Annotated in this window: 7 protein-coding genes; 3 read left to right on the top strand and 4 right to left on the bottom strand. The window is 73.0% G+C overall.

Annotated elements, in window-relative coordinates; genetic code table 11:
• Window positions 1-373: 373 nt before the first annotated feature.
• Window positions 374-910 (bottom strand): MarR family transcriptional regulator, encoded by a 537-nt coding sequence (locus tag ABZZ20_RS16800; protein WP_134073164.1) that lies wholly within the window; start codon window positions 908-910, stop codon window positions 374-376.
• Between the two features lie 113 nt (window positions 911-1,023).
• Here ABZZ20_RS16800 and ABZZ20_RS16795 point away from each other — a divergent pair, with 113 nt between their 5' ends.
• Window positions 1,024-2,319, top strand: a complete 1,296-nt coding sequence (locus ABZZ20_RS16795) for an MFS transporter (protein WP_356870136.1) — start codon at window positions 1,024-1,026, stop codon at window positions 2,317-2,319.
• A gap of 72 nt (window positions 2,320-2,391) precedes the next feature.
• Here the strand turns inward: ABZZ20_RS16795 and ABZZ20_RS16790 are convergent, their stop codons facing one another.
• Both ABZZ20_RS16790 and ABZZ20_RS16785 read right to left on the bottom strand, forming a co-directional pair.
• Window positions 2,392-4,140 (bottom strand): ATP-binding SpoIIE family protein phosphatase, encoded by a 1,749-nt coding sequence (locus tag ABZZ20_RS16790; RefSeq protein WP_356870146.1) that lies wholly within the window; start codon window positions 4,138-4,140, stop codon window positions 2,392-2,394.
• A gap of 170 nt (window positions 4,141-4,310) precedes the next feature.
• Window positions 4,311-5,729: an NAD(P)/FAD-dependent oxidoreductase gene (locus tag ABZZ20_RS16785; RefSeq protein ID WP_356870135.1), complete on the bottom strand. Its 1,419-nt coding sequence runs from the start codon at window positions 5,727-5,729 to the stop codon at window positions 4,311-4,313.
• A gap of 342 nt (window positions 5,730-6,071) precedes the next feature.
• On the opposite strand from ABZZ20_RS16785, the gene ABZZ20_RS16780 reads away from it, so the two are divergent.
• Entirely contained in the window at window positions 6,072-6,848 is a 777-nt protein-coding gene (locus ABZZ20_RS16780) for a helix-turn-helix domain-containing protein (RefSeq protein WP_356870134.1), read from the top strand.
• Window positions 6,849-7,032: 184 nt separating this feature from the next.
• Window positions 7,033-8,985 (top strand): sigma-70 family RNA polymerase sigma factor, encoded by a 1,953-nt coding sequence (locus ABZZ20_RS16775; protein ID WP_356870133.1) that lies wholly within the window; start codon window positions 7,033-7,035, stop codon window positions 8,983-8,985.
• On the opposite strand, the gene ABZZ20_RS16770 is transcribed toward ABZZ20_RS16775, so the two are convergent.
• A complete protein-coding gene (locus tag ABZZ20_RS16770) occupies window positions 8,972-12,202 on the bottom strand; it encodes a BTAD domain-containing putative transcriptional regulator (protein WP_356870132.1) in 3,231 nt (1,076 codons plus the stop codon). The genes ABZZ20_RS16775 and ABZZ20_RS16770 overlap by 14 nt on opposite strands.
• Window positions 12,203-12,216 lie beyond the last annotated feature (14 nt).

Here is a 12,216-nt window from a genome sequence, read left to right as displayed (position 1 = left end):
TGTTGAGTTCTCAAGGAACGGACGCTTCCTTTGTACTCACCCTCATTACTGGGGCTTTCCTCCGGGCTTCGTTCTTCGTTTCCGACTCTATCAGACTCTTTCGGGCCTGACCCCCAGTCAGCGGGGTTTGTCTTCCGGGCTGTTGGGCCCTTCCGACTCCTGAACTCTAGTGGATTTCCCGGTCGATTCATAATCGGCCTTCGAAAAAGAATTCGGGCATGCCGAATTCGTTCCCGATGGGAGATCGTGCTGAGTTGGGTGCCGCAACGAGGCGGCGGGATTCGTTGTCGCCAAAACCTTCCGGCTCAGGGACAACTCGAAGAACCTTACGGACCCGCGGGGGTGGTGTCAACCCCCGCGGGTCGCGGCCCGGTCAGCTCCGCGACTGGAGGTCCTCCACGCGGTCCAGGAGCCGGGTGAGCATGTCGCCCAGCACTCCGCGTTCCGCCGTGGAGAGGTCCTGGAGGAGGTCCTCCTCGAAGACCGTGGCCGCGCGCATGGCGTCGAGCCACTTGCTGCGGCCCTCGTCCGTGAGCTCCACGATCACGCGGACACGGTTGGACTCGTCCCGTTCGCGGGTCACCAGCCCTTCCGCCGTCATGCGGTCGATCCGGTGGGTCATCGCCGCCGGTGTGAGGCCCAGCTGCTTCGCGAGCTCACTGGGGCCCATCCGGTACGGGGCTCCGGAGATGACGAGGGCCTTGAGGACCTCCCACTCCGCGTTGCTGATGCCGAGGGCCGCGGTCTGGCGTCCGTACGCGACGTTCATGCGGCGGTTCAGCCGGCTCAGGGCCGAGACCACCTTCTCGACCTGGGGGTCGAGGTCCTGGAACTCGCGCTGATAGACGGCGATCTGCTCGTCGAGGCTCGGCTCATGGACGGGCGCAGTGCCGTCGGGGGTGTCACCCATGGTTCGAAGTATCGCATGACCCCGTTGGCGTCTAACTCCTTCGATGTGTAGAGTTAAGGATCGAAGTTTAGCCATGAAGTCTTCGGGCTTCAGTTCTCAAGGACAGGTGAGAAGTGACCAAGGTGATGGGCGCTGCGATGCGGCGGATCCAGGCCGGCAACGCGTTGACCGCGTTCGGCATCGGCTTCACGGTTCCGTTCCTCTACATCTACGTGGCGCAGGTGCGAGGTCTGGGTTCGATGGCGGCCACGAGTGCGTTCGTGGCCTTCGCCGTGAGTGCTCTGGTCGCGCTGCCCCTCACCGGTCGGATCATCGACCGCCGAGGTCCCGTCCCCGTGGTCATCGGTGCGGCCGTCGCCGCCTCGGTCGGCGCCCTGTCGCTCGGGCTGTCCACCGGCATCGTGCCGATCCTGCTGTCCGCCCTGGCGCTCGGCGCCGGGCAGGCCGTCATGCAGCCCGCGCTGGCCACGATGATCGTGTGGTGCTCGACCCCGAGCACCCGGACGCGTGCCTTCGCCCTGCAGTTCTTCATGCAGAACCTCGGCCTGGGCATCGGTGGTCTCATCGGGGGCCAGATCGTCGACGAGAGCCGGCCGGCCAGCTTCACCCTGCTGTTCGGCATCGAGGCCGTGATGTTCCTGGTCCTCGCCGGGGTCGTCCTCACCGTGCGGATGCCGCACGCGCCGAGCATCAAGGACGCCATGCCGAAGGACCCGTCCCGGGCGGGCGGCGCCTGGAAGCGGCTGGTCGAGCACAGGGCGATGGCCAAGCTGCTGGTGCTGGGGTTCGTGATCTTCTTCGCCTGCTACGGGCAGTTCGAGTCCGGTCTCGCCGCCTTCGGTACCGAGGCCGCCGGGATCTCCCCTTCCACCCTCGGTTTCGCGCTGGCCGCCAACACCGGTGCGATCGTCGTCGCGCAGTTCGTCGTGCTGAAGCTGGTCGAGAAGCGCCGCCGGTCCCGTGTGGTCGCGCTGGTCGGCCTGATCTGGGCCGTCGCGTGGGTCATCGCCGGGTTCTCGGGGCTGGGCCACGGCAGCGCGATGATGGCCGCTGCCGCGTTCATCACGACCTACGGGCTCTTCGGCATCGGCGAGGCGATGCTGTCGCCGACGCTGGCGCCCCTCGTCGCCGATCTGGCCCCGGAGGGCTCGGTGGGCCAGTACAACTCGGCCTTCGCCCTGGTCAAGCAGCTGGCGCTGGCCCTGGGGCCGCTCGGTGTGCCGCTGGGTGCGGGGGTGCCGATGCTGTACGTCGGGATCTTCGTCGTGGTCTCGCTCGGGATCGCCTGGCTGGCGCTGCGGCTCGGCAAGCAGCTGACAGCGGTGCAGGACAGGCCGTCGCTGCTGAAGGGCGAGGCGGCGGTGGCGGTGGCCGTGCCGGTCGCCGAGCTGGAGCGCGTTCCCGCGTAGCGGTCGAACGCGTCGTACGGACGGGAAGGCCCGGTCCCCGTGGACCGGGCCTTCCCCGTACCCGGCTCCCGGCTACTTGTCCGGCAGGGCGAACTCGCACCAGACGGCCTTGCCGCCGCCCGGGGTGCGGCGGCAGCCCCAGGACGAGGCGATCGTCGCGATGATCGAGATGCCGCGGCCGGTCTCGTCGGCCGGTTCGGCGCGGCGGCGGCGCGGGAGGTGGTCGTCCCCGTCGGTGACCTCCACGATCAGACGGCGGTCGGTGCGGCGCAGTCGGAGCCGCATGGGCGGCGTGCCGTGCTGCAGGGAGTTCGCGACCAGCTCGCTCGCGGCCAGGACGCCCAGGTCGCACAGCTCGACGGGGAAGCGCCAGGAGGCCAGGACGCCCTGGGCGAAGGCGCGGGCGCGCGGGGCGGCCTCGACGCCGCCGAGGAGTTCCAGGGCGGCATTGTGGAAGAGCTCGGCGTCCGCCCCGGTGCGGCTCGGCTGCTGGAGGACCATGACGGCGACGTCGTCGTCGTGGTCGGCGTCCACGCCGAGGGCGCGCATCAGGCGGTCGCAGATGACCGCCGGGGTGCCCTGGGCGCCGGAGAGGGCGCGTTCCAGGGCGGCCACGCCTTCGTCGATGTCCTCGCCGCGGCGTTCGACCAGGCCGTCGGTGTAGAGGACGGCGGTGGAGCCGGGGCCGAGCGGGATGGTGCCGGAGGTGTGCAGCCAGCCCCCGGTGCCGAGCGGCGGGCCGGTGGGGTCGGCCGCCCGACGTACGGTGCCGTCCTCGTCGCGGACCAGGATCGGCAAGTGGCCGGCGGAGGCGTACGCGAGCAAGCCCTCGTTGGGGTCGTGGACGGCGTACACGCAGGTCGCGATCTGACTGGCGTCGATCTCGGCGGCGAGGCCGTCGAGGAGTTGGAGCACCTCGTGCGGGGGCAGGTCGAGGCGGGCGTACGCGCGGACGGCGGTGCGCAGCTGGCCCATGACGGCGGCGGCCCGGACCCCGCGGCCCATGACGTCGCCGATGACGAGGGCGGTGCGGCCGGCGCCGAGGGTGATGACGTCGTACCAGTCGCCGCCTACGGCGGCTTCGGTGCCGCCGGGCTGGTAGGTGGCGGCGACGCGGAGGTCGTCGGGCTGTTCCAGCTCCTGCGGGAGGAGGGAGCGCTGGAGCGTGACGGCGGCTTCGCGCTGGCGGCGCTCGCTGGCCCGTAGCCGTTCGACGGCTTCGGCGTGGTCGGTGACGTCGGCGAGGTGGATCAGCACCCCGGTGTGGTGGGGGTCGCGCCCGCTCTCGGGGTCGGCCTTGGGGAGGTCGACGGGGGTGCAGGTGACGGTGTAGGAGCTGGTGCCGCCGGGTGCGGTGCGGTTCTTGGCGGTACGGGGCTTGCCGCTGCGCTGGACCTGGTCGAGGAGCGGGAGGAGGCCGAGCTCGCCGAGTTCGGGGAGTGCCTCGTGGGCGGGGGCGCCGGCGGGGCGGGGCCCGAAGCCCGCCGTGTAGGCGTCGTTGACGTAGGCGACGCGGTGCTCGGGACCGTGGACGAGGGCGATGAGGGCCGGCAGCAGGCCGAGGACCTCGCGGGCCGAGAGCTCGTCGAGGGAGGGCGTGGCGGCGAAGACGCCGCCGGGGCCGGTGCCCTGGCCCGAGACCGTGGGGTCCGCGGGGTCGGCGGGGCCGCCGTCCGGCGCCGTTGCCGGGCGAACGGCTGCACCGCGGGCTGCCGGTACGGCGTGCTCGCCCCGCTTGGCTTGGGCGGCGGCGTGTTCGGACCGGGCGGCGGCGCGGCGCTGCGTTCCGGGAAAACGGGCGCTCCAGCGCGTGAAGTTCACTGCGTTCAAGCCTCGTGGTGTCGCAAGTGGTCGCTGTTCCCCCAGCTACCGCTGGGCGGTACCCCCAAGGTGGTCGGTCGCTGGGCGGTGTCGCTCGGTGAATGTCACTGTGTGCAGGTGTGAGCCCACCTATGGTCACACGTCCAGTGTGGCCGACCGCACTGACAACGTCAGCTCTGGTTGTCCTTCGGGGGGTTGGGGGCGGGCGGGGGCGGGGCGGTTCTGTGGCCGTGTCCGGCAGCGAGTTCGAATTCTGCCCTGGGGTGTTCGAGGGATCCGAGGGAGACGATCTCACGCTTGAAGAGGCCCGCGAGGGTCCATTCGGCGAGGACGCGCATTTTGCGGTTGAAGGTGGGGATCCGGCTGAGGTGGTAGGTGCGGTGCATCAGCCAGGCGGGGTAGGCCTTGAGCTTGCGGCCGTAGACGTGGGCGACGCCCTTGTGGAATCCGAGGGAGGCCACGGAGCCCGCGTACTTGTGGGCGTACTCGGTCAGGAGTTGTCCGCGCAGGGAGGCCAGCAGGTTGTCCGCGAGGGCCTTGGCCTGGCGGACTGCGTGTTGGGCGTTGGGGGCGCATTCGCGGCCCGGTTCGTCGGCGGTGATGTCGGGGACGGCCGCGGCGTCCCCGGCGGCCCAGGCGTGTTCGACGCCCTCGACGGTGAGGAAGGTGGTGCAGACGAGGCGACCGCGTTCGTTGAGGGGGAGGTCGGAGGCGGCGAGGACCGGGGCGGGTTTGACGCCGGCGGTCCACACGACGGTACGGGTGCGGAAGCGGGCGCCGTCGCTGAGCACGGCGACCCGGTTCTCGCAGGACTCCAGGCGGGTCTCCAGGCGTACGTCGACGCCCCGGCGGCGCAGTTCGCGGATGGTGTAGACGCCCAGCTCGGGGCCGACCTCGGGGAGGATGTGGTCGCTGGCCTCGACCAGCACCCACTTCATGTCCTCGGGCTTGACGTTGTGGTAGTACCGGGTCGCGTAGCGGGCCATGTCCTCCAGTTCGCCGAGTGCCTCGACGCCCGCGTAGCCGCCGCCGACGAAGACGAAGGTGAGGGCGGCGTTGCGGAGGGCGGGGTCGCGGGTGGAGGAGGCGATGTCCATCTGTTCGATGACGTGGTTGCGCAGGCCGATGGCCTCCTCCACGGTCTTGAACCCGATGGCGTAGTCGGCGAGTCCCGGGATGGGCAGGGTGCGGGAGATGGATCCGGGGGCGAGGACGAGCTCGTCGTACTCGATCTCCAGGGCGCCGGTGCCCTCGTCCGCGGTGGCGAGCGTGGTGACGGTCGCGGTCCGCTTGGCGTGGTCGATCTTGTGCGCCTCGCCGATGACGATGCGGCACTTGCCGAGGACGCGGCGGAGCGGGACGACCACGTGGCGCGGGGAGATCGAGCCGGCGGCCGCTTCGGGGAGGAAGGGCTGGTACGTCATGTACGGCTCGGGACTGATCACCGTGACCTCGGCTTCGCCGGCTCTCAGCTTTTCCTGGAGCCGCAGGGCCGTGTACATGCCGACGTAACCCCCGCCGACGACGAGGATGCGCGTACGGGGCGGGGTACCGGGGTCCGTGCCCCGGGAGTTAGCAGCCTTCACCATCCCATGACGCATCGTGGCCGGGAGTTTGTCCACAGGCCTGACACATTGTGTGACCGGAGGGGGCGGCGGTGCAGGGCTGTCCGGTGGCCTGAATGTGTGTGGAGTTCCGCAGGTCAGGGGGTGCGGAGAGGGTGATTCCGGGGGCTTGGATCGGAAAAGTGGGGGTGAATGCTCCGATCGGGCGGTGGTCCGTCGGGGGCTGCCTCTTCTGAATTGACTCTGGCTCAACTATGTTCGTATCTCGTCGAGGAGTAAGACCGGGGCCCACATGACCGTGGCCCACCTCGGCGCGAAGGCGGGGAGTGTCTCCGGGGGGAGACAAATGATTACCGGGGGATACATATGCATATTTCCGATTTCCATGGTTCCGCGACCGCACTCTCGGGTGAGAGCAACGGTCGCCTGATGGCGAACGCCACCACGCACGGCGTGGGGCGCTCCACGCCGCTGCGCGTCGACGCCCAGCGCAACCTCGAACACGTGCTGCGCGCGGCCCGCGAGGTCTTCGGCGAGCTGGGCTACGGAGCTCCGATGGAGGACGTCGCGCGGCGCGCGCGGGTCGGTGTCGGCACCGTGTACCGACGCTTCCCGAGCAAGGACGTCCTCGTCCGTCGGATAGCCGAGGAGGAGACCGCCCGGCTGACCGAGCAGGCGAAGGCCGCACTGGGCCAGGAGGAGGAGCCGTGGCAGGCGCTGTCGCGCTTCCTGCGCACCTCCGTGGCCTCGGGCGCCGGGCGGCTGCTGCCGCCGCAGGTGCTGCGCGTCGGGTCGGCGAGCGAGGACGGCGTCGAGGAGGCCGAGGCGGCGCGGGTTCCGCACCAGCGCCAGGCCGGCGTGACCGGTGGCGGCATCCCCGAACTGCGGGTCGTGGGCGCACGGACTCCCGCGGAGGACGAGCCCTCGCAGGACGCAGGCTCTGGCGCACTGCTGGAGGTGGTCGGCCGACTGGTGGACCGCGCCCGGGAGGCCGGTGAGCTGCGTGCCGACGTCACGGTGGCCGATGTGCTGCTGGTGATAGCGACGGCCGCTCCGGCGCTGCCGGACGCGGCGCAGCAGGCGGCTGCTTCGGCGCGGCTGCTCGACATCCTGCTCGAAGGTCTGCGGTCCCGGACGGTCTGAGCCGGCCGGGTCCTCGAACGGCGACCCGAACGATCGCTCACTCGAACGAGTGAGGTTCGGTACGGGGGTTTCTCCGGACGCTGCCCGGACGGGTGGATGGTGTGGAGAGCGGTTCGGCGCGCACCCCCCGTGTGACAGGCTTGAACGGTGTACCGGTTGAGTGTGTCGTGCGGGGGCTGCCGCGATGAGCGTTGACGGTCGGGACGAGCCGCTCGGTGGCACCGGCGGCGAGGTCGAGGCGGACAGCCCGACCACACGCCAGGTCCCGGCCCAACGCGGACCGCGCGGCCGCCATGCGGCCCTGCGGCATACCGGGGGCGGGCTGCCGCCGTCCGACGGCGACTTGATCGCCCGGATGCGCGGGGGCGACGACGGTGCCTACGAAGAGCTCTTCCTGCGGCACGCCGATGCCGTACGGCGCTACGCGCGGACCTGCTGCCGCGACGGACACACGGCCGACGACCTCACCGCCGAGGTGTTCACCCGGACGCTGCAGGCGGTACGGGGCGGAGCCGGGCCGGACCAGTCGGTGCGCGCCTACCTGCTGACCACCGTGCGCCGGGTCGCCGCGGCCTGGGCGAAGACGTCCCGGCGGGAGCATCTCGTCGAGGACTTCGCGGTGTTCGCGGAGCAGGTGGCCGCGGGAGTCGAGATCGGCAGCGGGCTGTCCGGCCTGTCCGGTGATGACACGCTCGAACTGGGCGCCGAAGTCCGGGCGATGCGCGCGGCCGAGCAGACGCTGGCCGTGCAGGCCTTCCGGAGCCTGCCCGAGCGGTGGCAGGCCGTGCTGTGGCACACCACCGTCGAAGACGCCTCCCCGAGCACGATCGCCCCGCTGTTCGGGCTGAGCGCCAACGCGACGGCCGTGCTGGCCAGCCGGGCCCGGGAAGGGCTCAAGCAGGCCTACCTACAGGCGCACGTGAGCTCTGCGCTCAACGCGGGCGGCGACTGCGCACGGTACGCGGACCGGCTGGGCGCCTATGCCCGCGGCGGGCTGCGGATGCGGGCGGAGCGGGGGCTGCGCAAGCATCTGGAGGAGTGCGCGAAGTGCCGGCTGGCCGCCGGCGAGCTCAAGGACGTCAACGCGGGCATCCCCGCACTGCTGCCGGTCGCGGTCATCGGGTGGCTCGCCGCCGGGTACGTGGCGAAGGCGGCGGGCGTGGTGGCGGGCGGGGCCGTCGCGGCCGGGGGCGCGGGGGCTGCTGCCGCCGCCTCGGGCGGCTCCACCACGGGAGCCGGGGCCGCGGGAGCCGCCGGGGCGAGCGTGGGGGGAGCCGGGTCCGGGTCCGGGTCCGGGGCTGCGATCGCCTCCGAAGGGATCGGGCTGCCGGCCAAGGCCGCCATCGCCGCCGGGATCGCGGTCGCCGCAGCCGCCGGGGTGGTGTTCGCCCTGTCCGGGGACGACGCCGAGCCCGGCGCCCAGGTGCAGGCTGCACCCCGGGTGGCGGCGCCCGTGGTGCCGCTGCTCCCGGCCCCGAGGACGGCCGCCCCGATCGATCCGGAGCCGCCGGTCGCGCAGGGCTCCGTACCGTCCGGGCCGGCCGAGACTCCCGCTTCACCGACCCCTACCACCCCGAAGGCGCCGGCGCCGGCCCCGACACCGACCAGAGCCGTGGTGGCGAAGCCCTCGCCCACCCCGAGTTCCGACCCGCCCAGAAGCCCGGCCGTGCCCACCCCGACACCGGCCGCGCCGAAGCCACCGCGGGGGTTCCCCCTGGCGCGACTCGACCACTCGGCGCTCGGCGACCACAGCGGGCCCGAGCTGCAGACCCGGCGCAGCAGCTGGGTGTGGCAGCGCTGGGGGCTGGAGATCGGCGACCGGCGGTACGGGTCGGGCATCACCGTGCACTCCCGTTCCACCGTGGAGATCACCCTCAATCGGCAGTGCACCTCCTTCTCGGCGCGGGCCGGGGTGGACGGCCTGTCGCTGTTCACCGACGGCAGGGTGCGGTTCTCCGTGTACGCCGACGGGCAGCGGCTGTGGCAGTCCGCCCCGCTCGGGTACCAGGACCCGGCGGTCGCCGTCGACGTCCCCCTGGCCGGGCGCACGTCGCTGCGGCTGGTGGTGGAGCAGGCCGGGCAAGGCAGCCTGCCGACATTGGCGAGCTGGGCCGACGCCGTGATCAGCTGCCGGTGAGGAGGGTGACGACCTCGGGCGGGGAGAGCCCGGCGCCCTTCGCCGCCGCCTCCTCGTAGCGGTCCGGTCCCAGCACGGCGCGGGTGCGGTCCGGCAGTCCGCCGACGGCGGCCAGTTCCGGAACCGAACGCGGGTGGCCCGCGCGCCAGGCGGTGGCGGCAGCCAGCGCCCGTACGGCCTCGGCGGGGCGGTCGGCGGCGGCCAGCAGCACGGCCGCGGTGTCGGTGAGCGAGGCCAGGACGCGCTCGGCGCAGTGCGCGGCGACGGCGACGGCCAGGGCCGGCCCGATCTTGGCGAGGCCGGCCTCCGGGCCGTGTTCGCGGAAGGCGAGGACGGCGTCGATGTTGTCGAGCCCGGCGGTGAGCTGCGGGGGCACCGTGGTCTCGCCGGCCGCGGTCCGGGCGAGTTCACAGGCGGAGCGGGCCCGTATGTGGTCCCCGCGTACGAGGGCGAGCAGCGCGCTGAGCAGGCCGCCGTAGGCCTGAACGTCGTAGATGCCGCCGTGCGCGTACTGTTCGGCCTCGCCGTGGGCCTGCGCGACCAGGCGTTCGGCCTCGTCGAAGTCCCCGGCGCAGAAGGCGGCCTCCGCGAGCCGGGCGAGCGCGAAGGGTGCCTCGATGTGGGCGCCGACCTCGCGGGCCAGCCGTAGGCACTCCTCGTACTCGACGCGGGCCTGGTCGTACCGGCCGCGGGAGAGCGCCACCTCGCCGGCGGCGCTGGCGACCTGGCCGCGGGTCCAGCGGTCGCCGATCCGGCGGGCGATCTCGTGCAGTTCGGCGAGGTCGGCGTCAACGGTGGGCAGGCCGCCGGTGAAGTCGATGGTGACGTGCGTGCGGAGCATGAGGGTGACGCCGAGCTCCCAGTCGCCGCCGTGGCGGCGGCAGTTGTCGACGGTCCTGTCGAGCCCGGCCCGCATGTCGACGGTGCTGCCGGTCAGGAAGGTCGTCATCGGCCAGAGCATGCCGGGGAACCGGGCGGCCTCGGGGCCGCCGCTCGCGAACACCCGCTGGACGTCGGCGGCGAGGGCGACGTTCTGCGGGGTACTGAACTCCTCGGGTGAGCGGCCGTTTCCGAGCAGGACGAGGTGCAGGACCCGCAGGCGCATGAAGCGCCAGTACGCGGGCGTGCCCGCCGGCGGCTCGGCGGGGGTGAGGGCCAGGATGCGGTCGGCCCATTCGGCGCCCTCGGCACGGTAGTTGCGCAGCCACCAGAACCAGCCGAGGGCGAGCGCGAGACGCTGGGCGCACTCGGCGGTCCCGGCGCTGCCGGTGGTGTGTAGGAGCGCGGCGCGGAGGTTGTCGAGTTCGGTCTCGATGCGGCGGATCCAGGGGAGCTGGGCGGCGGACCGCAGGAGGGGTTCCGCCTCCTCGGCGAGGGCCATGAAGTGCGCGGCGTGGCGCTGGGCGGCGGCGGCGCGGTCGGTGGGGTGCGCGGCCGCGCGTTCGGCGGCGTACTCGTGGATGGTCTCCAGCATCCGGTAGCGCATGCCGTCGCCCGGGTCGGGGCCCGGTTCGGCCAGGACGAGGGACTTGTCGACGAGGGAGCCCAGGACGTGGGGGACGTCGGGGACGCGGCCGTCGGCTTGGGCCTCGGCTTCGGCCTCGGTGCAGACGGCTTCGGTGCAGACGGCTTCGGCTGCCAGCAGGTCGCAGCCGCCGGCGAAAACGGACAGGCGGCGCAGCACCGCACGCTCGGACTCGTCGAGCAGGTCCCAGGACCAGTCGACGACGGCCCGCAAGGTCTGCTGGCGCGGCAGCACGGTCCGGGCCCCGCTCGTCAGGAGCCGGAAGCGGTCGTCGAGCCGGTCGGCGATCTGGCGCGGGGTGAGCAGCCGCAGCCGGGCCGCGGCCAGTTCGATCGCGAGCGGGAGGCCGTCGAGGCGGGCACAGATCTCGGCGATGGCCTCGGGGTCGGCGGCGGGGGTGAAGCCGGGGCGGACGGCGGCCGCACGGTCGGCGAAGAGGCGGTGCGCGGGGGCGGGCGGGAGCGGGTCAACGGGACGGACGGTTTCGCCGGGCACGCCGAGGGGTTCGCGGCTGGTGGCCAGGATGCGCACGCCGGGGCAGTGCGTGAGGAGCTCCTCGGCCAGTGCGGCGGCGGCGTCGATGACGTGTTCGCAGTTGTCGAGGACGAGAAGCAGGCGGCGCTGCGCGCAGTGTTCGACGAGCTGGGCGGTGGGGTCGTCGGCGGCGGTCTTCTCGCGGCCGACCAGGGTGTTCTCGCGCAGGCCGAGGGCGCTGAGGACGGCGCCGGGGACGGCTGCGGGGTGGTCGAGGCGGGCGAGTTCGACGAGCCAGCCGGGCTCGGGGTGGGCGGCGGCTGCATGCTCGGCGAGCCGCGTCTTTCCGGAACCGCCGGGTCCGGTGAGGGTGACGAGGCGGAGGCGGGGCAGATCGGCGTGGAGGGCGGCGAGTTCGGGTTCGCGGCCGACGAAGGAGGTGAGGCGGGGGCGGAGGTTGCCTGCGGGCGCCGGGGGCGCGGGCTGGAGCAGCTCCGCGTGCAGGGAGCTGAGTTCGGGCCCGGGGTCTGCGCCGAGGGCGTCGGCCAGGGTGCGGCGGGTGCGTTCGTACGCGGCGAGGGCGTCGGCGGAGCGCCCGGCCGCGCGCAGGGCCCGGAGCTGCTGGGCGCGCAGCGGCTCGTCGTACGGGTGCTCCTCGATCAGCGCCTCGATCTCCGGGAGGAGGGCCGCCGGGTCGGCGCCGCTGCGCAGGTCCGCGTCGATCCGGGCGCGGAGGGCGGCGGTGCGGTGCGGTGCGAGGGCGGCGGCGTGGGCCGCGCGCGCCGTCTCGGGAAGGTCCGCGAGTGCGGGGCCGCGCCAGAGTGCCAGGGCCGTACGGAGGGTTGCGGCGGCGGCAGCCGGGTCCGCGGCCAGCTGCTGGGCGCCTTGCCGGGCGAGCCGGGTGAAGCGGTGCAGGTCGATGTCGTCGCAGTCGGCGACGGCGAGGCGGTAGCCGCCGGCGGGATCGGCGTGGACGGTGTCCCGCCCGCCGAGGGCCCGGCGGAGCCGGCCGACGAGGGCTTGCAGGGCGGCGGGGGCGTCCTGGGGCGGGTCGTCGCCCCAGACCTCATCGATGAGATCGGTGACGGACGCGGCGGCCGGGCCGCCGGCGCGGAGCGCCAGGGCCGCGAGGAGCGCGCGCAGGCGGGCGCCGCCGATGGGGAGGGGGGCGCCGGTCTCGCCGCGCGCCTCGGTGACGCCCAGGATGAGATACCGCACCGGGCAATTCTGCC

Source organism: Streptomyces sp. NPDC006430 (genome assembly GCF_040612395.1).
In the GTDB taxonomy this organism is placed as follows: Bacteria; Actinomycetota; Actinomycetes; order Streptomycetales; family Streptomycetaceae; genus Streptomyces.
Note: the sequence above shows the minus strand (reverse complement) of the source record. Positions and strands in the feature narration are given on the sequence as shown.